Raw genomic sequence first — 14,785 nt, 5'->3', positions numbered from 1 at the left:
GGTTCAATGGCACGGCACCGCCTTATCACTATGGGGACGAAAGGCAGGACGACATGTCCGACTTCAAACCCGGTCTCGAGGGGGTCGTCGCCTTCGAGACCGAGATCGCCGAACCGGACAAGGAAGGCGGCGCCCTCCGCTATCGGGGCGTCGACATCGAGGAACTCGTCGGCCGCGTCTCCTTCGGCGATGCCTGGGGCCTGCTGGTCGACGACAGCTTCGACCCCGGCCTCGCCCCGGCGGAACCGCACGTACTCCCGGTGACCTCCGGCGACGTGCGGGTGGACGTCCAGAGCGCGCTGCCGATCCTGGCCCCCGCCTACGGTATGCGCCCGCTGCTGGACATCACCGACGAGGAGGCCCGCGCCGACCTGGCCCGTACCTCCGTCACGGCGCTGTCCTTCGTGGCGCAGTCGGCCCGCGGCGTGTCCCAGCCGATGGTGCCGCAGTCCCGGATCGACGAGGGCGCGACCATCACCGAGCGGTTCATGATCCGCTGGCGCGGTGAGCCTGACCCCAAGCATGTGCAGGCCATCGACGCGTACTGGGTCTCCGCCGCCGAGCACGGCCTGAACGCCTCCACCTTCACCGCCCGCGTCATCGCCTCCACCGGCGCCGACGTCGCGGCCAGCATCTCCGGCGCGATCGGCGCCATGTCCGGCCCGCTGCACGGCGGCGCCCCCGCCCGGGTGCTGCCGATGATCGAGCGGGTCGAGCAGCTCGGCGACGCCCGCAAGGTCGTCACCGACATCCTGGACGGCGGCGAGCGGCTGATGGGCTTCGGCCACCGCGTCTACCGCGCCGAGGACCCCCGCGCCCGGGTGCTCCGCCGTACCGCCAGGGAGCTGAACGCCCCCCGCTACGACGCCGCCAAGGCCCTGGAGGACGCCGCGCTGGCCGAGCTGCGCGAGCGCCGCCCGGACCGCCCGATCGAGACCAACGTCGAGTTCTGGGCCGCGGTCATCCTGGACTTCGCGGACGTCCCGACCGCGATGATGCCCGCCATGTTCACCTGCGGCCGTACGGCCGGCTGGGCCGCGCACATCCTGGAGCAGAAGCGCACCGGCCGCCTCGTCCGCCCCAGCGCCAAGTACACCGGCCCCGGTACGCGTTCCATCGACGAGGTCGCGGGCGCGGCCGAGACCCTCAAGCGCCACGCCGCCTGACACTTCCCCCGCCCTCCCGACCGAGCTCACGAGGCCCCTGGTTCCCGCCAGGGGCCTCGCCGCGTTCCACGGCCCGGCACGTTCCGGCCCGGCACGTTCCGGCTCAGCGCGGGCAGCCGGCCGGTGCCGGCGGGGCCTTGCCGACCAGCCGCCCGCAGAGCGCGACCATCTGCAGCTTCCCGTCCGGCGGCCGTACCGCCGCCAGCAGCACCGGCTTCTCCTCGATCAGGTGGCCGCCGGAGCGCGGGCCGAAGCGCAGCAGCCCGGTGGCGCCCTGCGGCAGCGCGCCCTCGCCCGGCTCGGTCAGCTCCGACAGGATCGCGGCGGCCGCCGGCAGCGCCCGGTCGTTCTCGCCGTAGACCCGCTCGGCCGAGCCGATCACGGCCCGGGCGGCGTCGTAGCCCAGCGCCGCGTGGGTCTGGGACGGCCGCGCGTTCGCCGGGGCGCCGGCGCCGACCAGATCGTCCACCACCGGCCCGAACGAGCTGTAGAAGATCTGCAGCGGCTCGCCGCCGACCCAGGCCGGGTCCCATGCCTCGCGGGCGGCCAGCGGGGTGAAGAACAGCCGGATCGAGTCGGTCCGGCCGATCTTCCTGGCGTTGTCGCTGACGTACTTGGTGACCTCGTCGCCCGCCAGCACGACGCGCCGCCCGCAGGAGGTGTTGGCCAGCCGGTCGACGAACAGCTGGAACTCGTCCGACCGGCCCGCGTAATAGAACACGTCGGACGGCTTGGTGCACGCCTCCTGCACCTTGGCCGACACCTGGGACGGGTCCGCGTACGCGAGCGTCCGTACCTTGTCCCGCCCGAACGCGGCGGCGAAGTCGGCGGCCAGGTTGCGGCTGTACTCGTCGTCCTGGCTGGTGTCGAGGAAGACGTCGGCGGTCCTGGCGCGCACCCCGGCCTGGCCGTTGCGGGCCCAGAACGCGGCGTGCTCGGCCAGCCGCTTGTTCGGCGGGGCGAGCCGGAAGTAGTACGGCGAGAACCGGCCGCTGGAACGGCCCGTACCGTCGAAGGTGTTGGTCGTCCCGATCATCGGCAGCGCCGACTTGGCCAGCTCGTCGATGGCCTCCCCGGTCTGCCGGCGGCTCTGCCCGAACCCGACGACGGCCACGATCGAGGGGTCGCCGGCGGCCCGTTCCCTGATCTTGGCGGCGATCTCCCGCGCGTACCGGAACCGCGAGCCGGTGTTGGCCAGCAGGATCCGCAGCCGGGGCAGCCCGCCGGCCTCGTTGTGCCGCTGCTGGGCGATCGACAGCCCGACCAGCTCGCCGTGGTTGCCGGCCAGCAGGTCGGTCTCGGAGTTGCGGTTCTTCGGATCGGTGGTCATCGGGCCGAGGTAGACGAGCGTGACGTGCGGCTTGCCGGACGCGATCACCTGGTCGTTGAGCCGCTCGATCCGCCGTTCCACGCCCGCCAGCCGGTCGTTGAACACGTACGACCCGTCGCTGATCCCCACGCACTCGCCGTTGCCCGCGCGCCAGACCGTGAGCGGGGAGCAGTACCGCACCGCCTGGTACGAGATGACCGAGACGGACGCGGCGAGCAGGACGCCGGCCACGATCCACGGCACGGCCGGCCTCGTCATCAGGGGCCGCCGCCGCCCCTGGTAGACGGGCTCGGTGGACGCGCCGTCGCCGCGTCCCGCGTCCACCCGGAACTCGCGCCGGGTGCCCAGGACCGCCACCCGCCGCCGCTCGGCCAGATGCTCGTTCCAGAGCGGGTTGCCGTCCGGCTGCTCGCGCATCTCGCCGAGATCGGCCACGCTCCGCTCGGCCAGCGGCGCCCGTACGGCGAGGGCCAGCGTGCGCGCCTCCTCGCGGGAGCCGAGCAGCACGGCGATGACCAGCGGGTCGAACCGCTCCTGCTCGCGCCGCAGCTCCTCGACCCGTTCGATGAAGCGGCGGCTCCACGCGCGGTGCGGGTCGCCGTCGGGCAGCCGGTCGACGACCACGGCCGGGTAGCGGACGCGGGCCCAGGCCGCCCGCCAGAGGCCGCGCCGGTACGTCTGGCGCAGGTCGTGCAGGAACGCCGCGACCAGCAGCCGTTCCAGCTCGTCGTCCAGCGGCGTGCCGGGAGAGGTCTCGCCGCGGTCGACGACGTCCAGCGCGAAGCCGAGGAAGTCCGAGGACCGGTTGCCCCGGAAGTAGTCCTGCTCCTGCGAGGTGAACCAGCGGTAGCGCCGCCGTCCGGACCAGTCCCGGGTCCGCGCCGTGACCTGGAGGAGGACGAACGCCAGGCCGACCCCGCCGGCGACCGCCGCCGCGACGAGGTCCAGGGTGCTGGCGGCGGTGGCGCTGACCAGGGCGATCAGGCCGACGCCGATCGGGGCCATCTGGTCCAGGTAGGACAGCGCCGAGGCGAGCCGGCCCTGCTGGCCGGGGCGCTCGGCGGGCACCACGATCCGGCGCCGGCTCCGGATGCCGCGGCCGAGCAGCCCGCGCCGCTCGCCGTCGTCACCGGCGGCGCGCAGGTCTCCCGCCAGCTGCCACAGCTGGCGCTGGGCGTCGGAGGCGAAGTCCCGGTCGGCCCTGCTGCCGCCCTCCGCCTGCGCTTGCTCCAGCCGCATCCGGCGCAGTTCCAGTAACCACAGCACCATGCTCAGCATCGGGAACCGCAGCCCCGGCTCCAGGCTCTGGCGGCGCTGGGACAGCTCGTGCGTCACATGCCGCAGCAGCAGGGCGAGGTCGGTGAACGCGTGCTGCCTGGGACGGCCCTGATCGTCCAGCCCGGACGTGATGTGGCTGACCGGGCCGGGATCGCTCCTGCAGCGTTCCACCAGGCCGTGCGCGACCGGCTGGGTCTCGCCCTCCGTACCGAACGCGATCAGCAGCGGGCGCAGCCGGTCGCCGGCCCGCGCGCCCGGCCGCTCCCGGATCCGCTCGAAGAGGCTGATCAGCGCCTCGAACCGGTCCGCCCCCTGCGGCTCGGAATGCCCCGTGGTCACCCGGCGCCTCCTGACGTTTTCGTACGAGCGTCCGCGCCATGTAACCGAGCACCGACCGATCTTGGGAAGGTGTTTGCCATCATTGATGTGTGACCGATGACTTCGACGAGCCACTGGAAGGTGACATCGGGCCGGCGGCGCCCGCGTCCCGCCCGGCGCCGCCCACGCGGGCCGAAGCGGCCGCGGCCGCCGACGCGGCCGAGCAACTGCGGCGGTACGAGCTGGAGCGCGAGGAGCGGCGGCGCCGTACCAACGCGTTCTCCGGCCGCGTCGCGCTGGCCGCCGTGGCGCTGCTGCTGGGCTTCCTGGCGTACGACTCGGTCGCCACGGCCCTGGAGGCGCGCCGCCGCGGCGACGCGTGGGTCTACCCGCCCGCCGTCATCGCGGGCGTGTGCCTGGCGACGCTCGCGGTCATGGCCGTCCTGACCGGGCTGGCCCGGCGCCGCCGCCGCAGGTGAGCCCGGCGGCGTCTCGGCATGTGAACCCGATCCATGATCTTCGGCACAGGTCAAGTAGCCTTTTGCGGGTGACCGACAGCTCCAGACCAGCCATTGTCCTTCCCGACGACCTCAAGCCCGCCGACGGCCGTTTCGGCTGCGGTCCGTCCAAGGTCCGGCCCGAGCAGCTCGCCGCGCTCGCCGAGAGCGGCTCGACCTACCTGGGGACCTCGCACCGGCAGAAGCCGGTCAAGTCCCTCGTCGGCCGCGTCCGCGAGGGCCTGTCGCAGCTGTTCTCGCTGCCCGACGGCTACGAGGTCCTGCTCAGCAACGGCGGTACGACCGCGTTCTGGGACACCGCGGCGTTCGGCCTGGTCCGCGACCGGTCGCAGCACCTGACGTTCGGCGAGTTCTCCAGCAAGTTCGCCAAGGTCGCCAAGGGCGCCCCCTGGCTCGGCGACCCGTCGGTGATCTCCGCCGACCCCGGGACGCACCCGCTGGCCCGCGCCGAGCAGGGCATCGACGTGTACGCCCTGACCCACAACGAGACCTCGACCGGCGTGGCGATGCCGATCAGGCGTCCCGAGGGCACCACCGCCGACGAGGCCCTGGTCCTGGTGGACGCCACCTCCGGCGCCGGCGGCCTGCCGGTGGACGTGAGCGAGACCGACGTCTACTACTTCGCGCCGCAGAAGTGCTTCGCCGCCGACGGCGGGCTCTGGATCGCGCTGGCCTCCCCGGCCGCGCTGGCCCGGATCGACGAGATCGCCTCGTCCGACCGCTACATCCCGGAGTTCTTCAACCTGAAGACCGTGGTCGACAACTCGGCCAAGGACCAGACGTACAACACTCCCGCCGTCGCGACGCTGCTGCTGCTCGCCGAGCAGATCGAGTGGATGAACGGGCAGGGCGGCCTGGCCTGGACCACGTCCCGTACCGCCGACTCGGCGCAGCGGCTCTACACGTGGGCGGAGAAGACCTCCTACACCTCGCCGTTCGTGGCCGACCCGGCCCAGCGCTCGAACGTGGTCGGGACGATCGACTTCACCGACCAGGTGGACGCGGCGGCGGTGGCCAAGGTGCTGCGCGCCAACGGCATCGTCGACACCGAGCCGTACCGGAAGCTCGGCCGCAACCAGCTGCGCGTCGGCATGTTCCCGGCGATCGACCCCGCCGACGTCGAGGCACTCACCGCGTGCGTCGACCACGTGGTCTCGCGGCTGGGCTGATCGCTACGCGGCCGTAGGGACGAGGTCGCTGGGGCTGGGGGCCACCCGGTGGTGGAGGGTGGCCTGGTCCCGGTCGCGGTCGGCCGGGGTGAAGCCCGTCCAGACGCGGTCGTCCATGTCCCAGGCGCGGGCGGTGGGCGTGAAGCTCGCGCGGGCCAGCACGTGGGGGTGCCCCTGGACGAGACCGGCCTCCAGGTACGTGCCCTCGCGGAGCATGACCACGGTGGCGAAGCGGACGGCCGTGTGCTGCTCGATCTCCCGGAACCAGCGGGGATTGGACCCCCAGTACAGGTTCCGCTCGGTGTCGATGGCCACGGTCAGCGGGCTGAGCGCGGCGCGGGCCAGCCGTACGCGGCCGGGACGGGCACGGTCCGCCCAGGCGAGGGCGGCGCGGCCCACGAGGGAGGCCAGGGCCTCGGCGATCTCGGCGGTCGTACTGCGCGCCGCCAGCAGCTGGAAGATCGGCTCACTGTCGGTGGTGCCGGTCGGGCGCGGCAGCGCGTGCAGCTCGCGGAGCGCGCCGGCCTCAATGTCGCCGTTGTGGGTGGCGACGATCGTCCCCGCGGCGCCGGAGACCAGCAGCGGGCTCGCGTTCGTGAGTTCGTACGGGGAGCCCTGGGTCGCCCAGCGGGTGTGGCCGAGGGCGAGCGGGGACGCGTCCAGGGGCTCCAGCAGGTCCGGGCGCCAGATCGCGGAGAAGCCCCCGCGCGCCTTGGCCACCCGGCACTCCCCGTCGCTGAGCAGGGCGATCCCCGCGGAGTCCCGGCCGCGCTCCTCGGCGAGCATGCCCAGCACCACGAACGCGTCCGAGGCCCGGCCAGGGTGATCGGCCAGGGGCGAGCGCAACAATCCGAACAATCCGCACATGCTGGATGAGACGCAGATCATCGGCGCCCGGTTCGAGTGTCCCGTCCGGGCGAATAAGCTCGGATCCGTGAATCGTGTGCCTCGCTGGCTGCTTCCCACCGTGCTGGCCGCTCTGGTCCTGCTGGTGGTGGCCGGCTCGCTGCTCGGCTGAGCGGCGGCCTTCCGCATCCGGCCATGCGGAATGTGCCGGGGCGCGTGATCGGGCGGGCGGGGAACGGGAGATGATCAAGGGATGTCGCTGCGTCCGCCCCCGCGCCGAGGAGCCCGCCGTGCTCCGCCGGCCGCAGCTCTCACCTTTCTGGCCGCCGCCCTCGCCCTCCCCGCGGCCGGCCTACTCTGGGCGCCGCCCGCGGCGGCCGAGGACAAGGTCGCGTTCAGAATCTCCGATTCCCGGATCACCGAGTCCAGCGGGCTGGGCGTGAGCCGCCGGCACAAGGGCGTCGTCTACACCCACAACGACTCCGGCGGGGTCGCGCAGATCTTCGCGCTGGGCCCCGACGGCAAGACCCGGGCGGTGCTGACCCTGCCGGGCGCCGGGGCGCGCGACTGGGAGGCGATGGCGATGGGCGAGGACGAGCGCGGCCGTCCCGCCATCTACGTCGCCGACATCGGCGACAACCTCGGCGGCGCCTGGCCGTACGTCACCGTCTACCGGGTGACCGAGCCGGCCGAGCTGCGCACCCGCTCGCTGGACGCGACGCGGTTCCGGTTCAAGTACGAGGACGGGCCGCGCAACGCCGAGACGATGATGATCAATCCGCGCACCAACCGGCTCTACGTCGCCAGCAAGCTGTTCGGTGGCGCGGTGTACGAGGCGCCGGCCAAGCTGCGGACCGGCGGCTTCAACAAGCTGCGCAAGGTCGCCGACGCCCCGAGCATGGCCACCGACGGCGCGTTCTCCCCCGACGGCCGTACCTGCGTCATCCGGACCTACTTCGGCTCCCGGGTGTACGCGGTGGACGCGCAGGGCCGTCCCGGCAAGTCGCTGGAGTCGGTGGGGCTGCCCGTGCAGAAGCAGGGCGAGTCGATCACCTACTCGGCGGACGGCCGGTCGCTGCTGGCCGGCTCCGAGGGGTCATCGCAGCCGGTCTACGAGGTTCCCTTGCCGGAGGAGGTGCTGCCGTCGCCGAGCGCCTCGCCGGCCGCCGGGCGGGACGGCGGGGGCGCCGAGGACGGCCGCCGCGACTCGACCTCCGCGAGCCTGGGGCTGGTCCTGGCGCTGGGCGTCGCGGCGGTGATCGGCTACGGCCTCGTCCGTAGGCGATCATGAAGGGCGGGCGCCCGGCCGGACGGCGGCACCTGACCGAATGGTGGCAAGTGGGTGCGGTCGAGGTCGGATCGGGACGGAGAGATGCCGGGCCGTCCCGGACCCGTGTGAGGATGCGCTCGTGGAGTACGAGCCCCGTGGAGTATGAACGCCGTGGAGTGCGAGCCCCGTGACGACGAGCCGCGTGAACGTGAGCACCGTGGAACATGAGCTGGTCGGCCTGCGCGGGCCCGGCGGCCGGTGGCGGCCCGTCGCGGCCGGGCCGTTCACGCTCGGGGCCGTGGCGCTGGCGGTGCTGCCGATCCGGCCGCTCTGGCTCTGGGCGGCGCTGATCGCGCTGGTGGCGACCGTTCCGTGGGCGCTGGGCGCGACCCCCGAGGCGCGCCGCCGACGGCCCCGGCCGTACTGGCGGCTGTCGGGCCAGGGCCTGGAACGGATCGGCCCGGGCGGGCTCGGCATGGTCCGGTACGAGCGGTCCCGGATCGAGGCGCTGGCCGTCACCACCGGCGACGGCGCCCTCACGGTCTTCCACAAGTTCGGCCGCGCGTCCGTCGGGTCCCTCGACTCGATGGGGATGGAGCCGCTTCCCTTCTTCGTGACGGCGCGGCGGCTCGGGATCCCGATCCAGTTGCTGGACGGCGACGCCGCCGATCTCGAGGGGCCGGCCCTGGAGGGATCGCTGGGCGCGCTCGGCGTGACCGCTCCCGGGCACGAGGACGACCCGCCCGGCGTCACCCTGAAGCTGCCCCGCCACCACACCGCCGAGCAGCGCCTGCTCGACCAGGAGGCGCGGCTGCTGAACGCCGCCCACGAGCCCCCGGCCGGTCCGGGCGAGCGCGGCACCGGCCGTGGCGTACGGCTCGCGACACCGGCGCCGCTGCCGAGCCGGCGCAGGATCGCGCTGCTGGGCGGGCTCAGCGCGCTGCTCGGCGCGTTCATGATCGCCCGGATCGCGGTCGAGGGCACCGACGGCTTCGGGACCCGGCTGGCGGCGGGCTGCTGGGCACTGGCCGCGATCACCGGGGTACTGGCCGCGCGGCGCCGGCTGCTGCAGGCCGTCCGGGTGGAGTGGACGATCAGCCGCGACCGGCTGCGGGTCAAGGGCCGGCCGGGGCCGCGCGACTCCCTGGAGATCCCGGCCGCCGACATCGCCGCGCTCGTCGTGGGTCCCGGGCTGCGGCCCGATCCGCTCACCGGTGAGCCGCGCCGGGCCGAGCCGGCCGTGCTGGCGTTCGACCACCGGCTGCGGCTGCTGGCCCGGCTGCCCGCGCACGGGCTCGACCCGTTCCAGCTGGCGCACGCCCTCGACGACCACGGCCTGCACGTGATCACGCCGGGGGCGCGGCCGCCGCGTACCCCCGAGTACGGCCTGGAGGGGCTGCCCGACATCTTCGCCCAAGTGCCTGGCGGGCGCCTGGTGGTGGCCGACGGCGGGCTCGGCTGGGCCGACGCGGCGGGCGACGTCGTGCTGCGGATGCCCGAGGACCGGATCGGCGGGATCGAGCTGCTCACCATCGCCGGGCACGCCTGGGTCCGGCTGTACGACTCCGACGGCGAGGAGTTCTTCGCCGCCCCCCTCTCCGCGCTGCGGATCTCCCGGACCGACCTGCGCGAGGGCGCCCGCCGGGCGGGGCTGCCGGTGACGGACGCCGAGTACGACGCGTACCAGAGCGCCGCGTTCCATTCGGCCGTCTCCACGCTGTCGGCGCCGCAGCCCGAGACCGTACCGGCGCTGGCGGCCCCGCGCGGCACGAGCACGGCCGCCGACCCCGAGCCGCCGCCCGCCGGCCCGGTGAGCGCCCCGGGCGCGCTGCTCGACGCCACCCGCCGGTCCCGGATCGGGACGTACGGGATGAGCGTGCTGCTGTGCCAACTCGTGGCCATCCTCGGCGCGCTGTGGCTCGGCCCGGAGCTCGGCGGGGTCCTGGTCACCGCGAGCTGGTCGATGCCGGCCGGGCTGCTGATCGGGCTGGGCGGCTACTGGGGGTACGACCGCAACCGCGCCCAGCTGCGCGTGTCGGCCGCCGGGCTCGCCGTGGTCACCAAGCGCGGCCGGGTCGAATGGGACCTCACCCGCGAGCGGGTCGGCGGCGTCGGCATCGACGACTCGTCCGACCGGATGCCCCGCCTGGTCGTGTGGAGCCCCGCCGGGCGCGTGCTGCGCCAGGTGGGCTTCCCGCCCGACCTGGAGGAGCTGCGCCGCGCCTGCGAGCGGTACGGGCTGCCCTGGGGGCCGCCGGACGCCGACCGTCCCGCGCCCCCGCCGCCGGAGCTGTGACCGTCACTGCCCGTGCGGTCAGACCCGGGGGGCGCGCAGCGACCAGGTCTTGATCGAGTCGTACTCGACGGCGGTACGCCCCTTGGCCGGGAGCCGGCTCTCCATCAGGTGGACGGAGTCGGCCGTCCACGGGCTGCTCGCGAACGCCGCCAGCGGCTCCAGCAGGGGCCGTACGTCGACGGGTGTACGGCAGCGGGCCAGGGTCAGGTGGGGCCGGAACGTGGGGTGCTTGTCGGCGGGCATCCCGACCCGGCGGCGGGCGGCCGTGGTGGAGGCCGCCAGCTTCATCAGCTTGCGGCGATCGCCGTACAGCCCCGTCCACAGGACCCGGGCGTGCGTGCCGTTGCCGGGGAAGGCGCCCGCGCCGGCCAGCGACAGGTCGAGCCGCTCGTGGCGGGCGACGGCGCGCTGGAGGCGGGGCAGCAGCTTCTCGAGCGTGCGGTCGTCGACCTCGCCGAGGAACGTCAGCGTGACGTGCAGCAGCTCGCGGTGGAGCCAGCGGAGCCCGGGCGTGCCGGTGCGGTACTCGGCGAGGAACTCGTCGAGTTCGTCGAGGACGTCCGGCGGCGGTACGAGCGCCACGAAGAGCCTCATGGGAACGTCCGGGATGGCACGCGACCAGCTTTCCAGCAGGGAGGGCGTTTTGTCACGCGTAGGCAACCTGGCATCGACGCGGGGTGACACCAACGGGTCCCCGCCGCCTCATCCGTTCCGTCGCAGGACGCGGGCGAGGGTGCCCCGGGGAGCGGCGAGGGCACCGACGACGAGCGCGGCCAGCAGGGCGATCAGGCCGCCGAGGACGATGCTCATCCGCGGCCCGAAGCGCTCGGCCATCCAGCCGATCATCGGGGCACCGAACGGGTTCGTACCGAGGAACACGAACATGTAGAGCCCCATGACCCGGCCGCGCATCTCGGGCGCCACCGACAGCTGCAGGGTGGAGTTGGCCGCGGTGGTGAACGTCATCATCGCGATGCCGGTGGGCACCAGCAGCACCAGGAACGACCAGTAGAACGGCATCAGCCCGGTCGCGACCTCCAGCGCGCCGAACAGGACGGCGGCACCGACCAGCATCCGCATCCGGGGACGGGTGGCGCGGCGGGCGGCCAGCAGGGCACCGGAGAGCGCGCCGAGCGCCAGCATGCTGGAGGCCAGCCCGAACGAGGACGCCCCGCTGTGGAAGACCTCGCGGGCCATCAGCGCGGTGGTCAACTGGAAGTTCATGCCGAAGGTCGCGACGAAGAGGACCAGCACGAGCACGAGCATCAGGTCGCGGCGGCCCCGCACGTACCGGAGCCCCTCGCGCAGCTGCCCCTTGGCGCGCTTGACCGGCTCGGTGGCGTGCAGCTCGCTCACGCGCATCAGGTACAGGCTGAGCAGAACTGCACCGAACGACGCCGCGTTCAGCAGGAACACGGGGCCGGTGCCGAGCACGGCGATCAGGACACCGGCGACGGCGGGGCCGAGCAGGCGGGCGCCGTTGAACGTGGCGCTGTTGAGCGCGATGGCGTTGGGCAGGTCCTTGCGGCCGACCATCTCGACCACGAACGACTGGCGGGTGGGGTTGTCCATCACGGTGGCGAGGCCGAGGCCGAAGGCCAGCAGGTACACGTGCCACACCTGGGCGTTGCCGGTGACCACCAGGACGCCGAGGACCAGGGCCAGCAGGCCCATCGCGACCTGCGTCATCATCAGCACCCGGCGCTTGGGGTACCGGTCGGCGATCACGCCGCTCCAGAGCCCGAACAGCAGCATCGGCAGGAACTGCAGGCCCGTGGTGATGCCGAGCGCCGTACCGCTGCCGTGCGCGAGCTCCAGGACGAGCCAGTCCTGGGCGACCCGCTGCATCCAGGTGCCGGTGTTGGAGACGATCTGGCCGGAGATGTAGAGCCGGTAGTTGCGCGTGCGCAGCGACCGGAACATGCCGCCGGTCGTCGGCTCCGCCGGCTCGGACGGCTCCGACGGCTCCGACGGCTCCGACGGCTCCGACGGCCCGGGCTCGGCGGTCAGGCCCGGCTGATCTTGTCCAGGATCGGGGCCGCCCGGCGGAGGATCTCCCGTTCCTCCGGGGTCAGCTCGCCCAGCCGCTGGGACAGCCAAGCCTCCTTCTTGCGCCGCTCCTCGCCCAGCAGCGTGCGGCCCGCCTCCGTCGCGCTCAGCACCACCTGGCGGCCGTCGGTCGGGTGCGGGCTGCGCGCCACCAGTCCGTGCTCCTCCAGGAAGGCGATCACGCGGGTCATCGAGGGCGGCTGCACCTTCTCGTGGTCGGCCAGCTCCCGCGGCGTCATCGAGCCGTTCCGCTCGATGGCCGCCAGGGCGGCGAACTGCGTGAGCGAGAGCGGACCGGCGACCGCGCCGCCGGGCCCGGGGGCTCTCAGCGTGCGCAGCCGGCGCGACAGCCGGGCGATCGAGATGCGCAGGTCTTCGGCCAGTCCCGGAGCTCGGCCCGGGGAGCGGCCCTGAGGGCGGCGTGGATTCGGTGGCGTGCTCATTGTCGTTCGCAGAAGTCATTGCTTTTGCTAACGATACGCCGCGTCGGACCATTCCGCGACGGTTCGCCGGCGGCGCGCAGGACTTCACCCTCCGATCGCTGGTGGGAACCCCATCCCGCCAATCGTGCCATGCCCGCGCGGTCAGCCGACGCCCAGCGCCTCCTTGATCGGCGTCAGCGTGAAGTACAGGACGAACAGCGCGGCGATCAGCCACATCAGCGGATGGATCTCGGCGAACCTGCGCCGGGCCACCTTGATCGCCACGTAGCTGATGAAGCCGGCGCCGATCCCGGCGGTGATCGAGAACGTGAACGGCATCAGCACCATGGTGAGGAACGCCGGGATCGCGACGTCGTAGTCGTCCATGTCGATGTGCTTGATCTGCGTCATCATCAGGAACCCGACCACGACCAGCGCCGGTGTGGCGGCCTCGAACGGCACGATCGTCACCAGCGGCGCGAAGAACATCGCCACCAGGAACAGCAGCCCGGTGATCACGCTCGCCAGCCCGGTCCTGGCGCCCTCGGCCACGCCCGCCGCGGATTCGACGTAGGTCGTGTTGGACGACACCGAACCGGCACCGCCCGCGGCCGCGCCCACCGAGTCGACCAGCAGCACGTTGCGGATGCCGGGCAGGTTGGCGTCCCGGTCCAGCATGTCGCCCTCGGCACCGACACCGACGACGGTGCCCATCGTGTCGAAGAAGTCGGCCAGCAGGATCGTGAAGACGAACAGCAGCGCCGCCGTCGCGCCGACCCGCTCGAACGAGCCGAGCAGGCTGAACTCGCCGAGCAGGCTCAGATCGGGCGTGTCCACGACCTTGTCGGGCAGCGCCGGCACGTTCAGCTGCCAGCCGTCGGGGTTGATCACCGGCTTGCCGTCCGGGCCCACTCCCTTGTTGTACGGTCCCGCCTTGGCCAGCGCCTCCACGATGATCGCCACGACCGTGGCGGCCAGGATCCCGATCAGGATGGCGCCCTTGACCTTGCGGGCCACCAGGATCGCGGTCAGCAGCAGCCCGACCGCGAACACCAGCGTGGGCCACCCGGACAGGCTGCCGGTCGAGCCCAGTTGCACCGGGATCGAGTTCTCACCCTCACTGCCGGGGACCCGCCGGACGAAGCCCGCGTCCACGAAGCCGATCAGCGCGATGAACAGCCCGAGCCCGACCGCGATCGCCGTCTTCAGCGCGGCCGGGATGGCCCGGAACACCGCCACCCGGAACCCGGTCAGCACCAGCACCGTGATGACGAGTCCTTCGAGGACCACGATGCCCATCGCGTCCTCCCACGACATCACGCCGGCGAGCGTGAACGCCACCACGGCGTTCAGCCCGAGGCCGGCGGCCATCGCGAAGGGGTAGCGCCCGAACAGGCCCATCACCAGCGTGAGGACGCCGGCCACCAGCGCGGTCGCCGCCGCCACCAGCGGGATGCTCGCGCCCGGCTCGGTCAGGTCGCCGAGGAACTGGCCGTCGTCGTCGGCCACCGTCCCGATGATCAGCGGGTTGAGCACCACGATGTAGCCCATGGTGAAGAACGTGGCCAGCCCGCCCCGGACCTCGCGGCCGAGGCTGGACCCCCGTTCGGTGATCTTGAAGAACCGGTCGAGCCGCCCGGAGGGCTCGGGTCCGGGGGCGGCGGGTGGCTGCGCAGCATCGTTCTTGACCGTCACGGGCGCACTGTGGCAGACCGACCACCGCAGGTGGAAGCCTTGACCGGCACCGAATTGGCAACGGATGGGTAAGAACGATCACATCCGGTCCGGCCTGCCGCCGCGTTCCGGACGCGCTGGTCACCGCCCCCGCCGACTACGCTGAGCGGATGAGCCCAGCTCGCCGACCCGATCCGCCGCCGCTGCCGACCAACGACGTCCGGATCGCCGCCGCGGGCACCGTGGGGTGGGCGATCGCCCTGATCGTCCTGCTGATCGCCGGCCTCTCCGAGCAGCACCAGTGGTGGCTGTGGGTCTGCGTGGCCGGCATCGTGATCGGCCTGTTCGGCGTCTGGTACGTCCCGCGCCTGCAGGCCGGCCGGCAGCGCCAGGAGGCCGCCCGCGAAGAACGCACCTCCAGCTAGCCGTTGACTCGTGGCGTGTTGGCC

Annotated in this window: 13 protein-coding genes; 7 read left to right on the top strand and 6 right to left on the bottom strand. The window is 73.1% G+C overall.

All coding sequences use genetic code 11. The features are described from left to right. Positions 1-53: 53 nt before the first annotated feature. Positions 54-1,166, top strand: coding sequence for a citrate synthase 2 (locus ACH34Q_RS14425; RefSeq protein ID WP_395983398.1), 1,113 nt, complete (start codon positions 54-56; stop codon positions 1,164-1,166). A gap of 103 nt (positions 1,167-1,269) precedes the next feature. On the opposite strand, the gene ACH34Q_RS14420 is transcribed toward ACH34Q_RS14425, so the two are convergent. Further along, entirely contained in the window at positions 1,270-4,113 is a 2,844-nt protein-coding gene (locus ACH34Q_RS14420) for a hypothetical protein (RefSeq protein ID WP_395983397.1), read from the bottom strand. Positions 4,114-4,202: 89 nt separating this feature from the next. On the opposite strand from ACH34Q_RS14420, the gene ACH34Q_RS14415 reads away from it, so the two are divergent. Together ACH34Q_RS14415 and serC are read left to right on the top strand one after the other, a co-directional pair. Next, positions 4,203-4,571 carry a hypothetical protein gene (locus ACH34Q_RS14415; protein WP_395983396.1) on the top strand — a complete coding sequence of 123 codons (369 nt, stop codon included), beginning with the start codon at positions 4,203-4,205 and terminating at the stop codon, positions 4,569-4,571. A gap of 68 nt (positions 4,572-4,639) precedes the next feature. Beyond that, positions 4,640-5,779, top strand: a complete 1,140-nt coding sequence (gene serC / locus ACH34Q_RS14410; protein ID WP_395983395.1) for a phosphoserine transaminase — start codon at positions 4,640-4,642, stop codon at positions 5,777-5,779. A gap of 3 nt (positions 5,780-5,782) precedes the next feature. Here the strand turns inward: serC and ACH34Q_RS14405 are convergent, their stop codons facing one another. Beyond that, positions 5,783-6,637, bottom strand: coding sequence for a class II glutamine amidotransferase (locus tag ACH34Q_RS14405; protein WP_395983394.1), 855 nt, complete (start codon positions 6,635-6,637; stop codon positions 5,783-5,785). 7 nt (positions 6,638-6,644) lie between these two features. Between ACH34Q_RS14405 and ACH34Q_RS14400 the strand changes: the two genes are divergently transcribed. From ACH34Q_RS14400 to ACH34Q_RS14390, 3 genes are all read left to right on the top strand, one after another. Further along, on the top strand, positions 6,645-6,797 hold the full coding sequence (locus ACH34Q_RS14400) for a hypothetical protein (RefSeq protein ID WP_395983393.1): 153 nt from the start codon (positions 6,645-6,647) through the stop codon (positions 6,795-6,797). An 81-nt stretch (positions 6,798-6,878) separates the two neighbouring features. Continuing rightward, positions 6,879-7,916, top strand: coding sequence for a hypothetical protein (locus tag ACH34Q_RS14395; RefSeq protein ID WP_395983392.1), 1,038 nt, complete (start codon positions 6,879-6,881; stop codon positions 7,914-7,916). Positions 7,917-8,082: 166 nt separating this feature from the next. Then, the gene (locus tag ACH34Q_RS14390) at positions 8,083-10,191 is read left to right on the top strand and encodes a hypothetical protein (protein WP_395983391.1); all 2,109 of its coding nucleotides are present in this window, start codon (positions 8,083-8,085) and stop codon (positions 10,189-10,191) included. Between the two features lie 18 nt (positions 10,192-10,209). On the opposite strand, the gene thpR is transcribed toward ACH34Q_RS14390, so the two are convergent. From thpR to ACH34Q_RS14370, 4 genes are all read right to left on the bottom strand, one after another. Then, the gene (thpR, locus tag ACH34Q_RS14385) at positions 10,210-10,785 is read right to left on the bottom strand and encodes an RNA 2',3'-cyclic phosphodiesterase (protein ID WP_395983390.1); all 576 of its coding nucleotides are present in this window, start codon (positions 10,783-10,785) and stop codon (positions 10,210-10,212) included. 108 nt (positions 10,786-10,893) lie between these two features. Beyond that, entirely contained in the window at positions 10,894-12,114 is a 1,221-nt protein-coding gene (locus ACH34Q_RS14380) for an MFS transporter (RefSeq protein WP_395983389.1), read from the bottom strand. A gap of 83 nt (positions 12,115-12,197) precedes the next feature. Next, complete coding sequence (locus ACH34Q_RS14375) at positions 12,198-12,683, bottom strand: MarR family winged helix-turn-helix transcriptional regulator (RefSeq protein ID WP_395983388.1); 486 nt, start codon at positions 12,681-12,683, stop codon at positions 12,198-12,200. A gap of 141 nt (positions 12,684-12,824) precedes the next feature. Further along, a complete protein-coding gene (locus ACH34Q_RS14370) occupies positions 12,825-14,357 on the bottom strand; it encodes an NCS2 family permease (RefSeq protein ID WP_395983387.1) in 1,533 nt (510 codons plus the stop codon). A gap of 149 nt (positions 14,358-14,506) precedes the next feature. Here ACH34Q_RS14370 and ACH34Q_RS14365 point away from each other — a divergent pair, with 149 nt between their 5' ends. Further along, on the top strand, positions 14,507-14,761 hold the full coding sequence (locus ACH34Q_RS14365) for a DUF2530 domain-containing protein (RefSeq protein ID WP_395983386.1): 255 nt from the start codon (positions 14,507-14,509) through the stop codon (positions 14,759-14,761). Positions 14,762-14,785: the final 24 nt, after the last annotated feature.

The organism is Actinomadura sp. 9N407, assembly GCF_044326315.1.
Lineage (GTDB): Bacteria > Actinomycetota > Actinomycetes > Streptosporangiales > Streptosporangiaceae > Spirillospora.
This window is presented reverse-complemented; position numbering and strand designations above follow the sequence as displayed.

What these genes read in the sequence shown, in the direction of transcription:
- ACH34Q_RS14400 (WP_395983393.1), top strand. Translation starts at nt 6,645, where the DNA reads ATGCTGGATGAGACGCAGATCATCGGCGCCCGGTTCGAGTGTCCCGTC.
- ACH34Q_RS14375 (WP_395983388.1), bottom strand. Translation starts at nt 12,683, where the DNA reads ATGAGCACGCCACCGAATCCACGCCGCCCTCAGGGCCGCTCCCCGGGC.
- thpR (WP_395983390.1), bottom strand. Translation starts at nt 10,785, where the DNA reads ATGAGGCTCTTCGTGGCGCTCGTACCGCCGCCGGACGTCCTCGACGAA.
- ACH34Q_RS14380 (WP_395983389.1), bottom strand. Translation starts at nt 12,114, where the DNA reads ATGTTCCGGTCGCTGCGCACGCGCAACTACCGGCTCTACATCTCCGGC.
- ACH34Q_RS14425 (WP_395983398.1), top strand. Translation starts at nt 54, where the DNA reads ATGTCCGACTTCAAACCCGGTCTCGAGGGGGTCGTCGCCTTCGAGACC.
- ACH34Q_RS14365 (WP_395983386.1), top strand. Translation starts at nt 14,507, where the DNA reads ATGAGCCCAGCTCGCCGACCCGATCCGCCGCCGCTGCCGACCAACGAC.
- ACH34Q_RS14395 (WP_395983392.1), top strand. Translation starts at nt 6,879, where the DNA reads ATGTCGCTGCGTCCGCCCCCGCGCCGAGGAGCCCGCCGTGCTCCGCCG.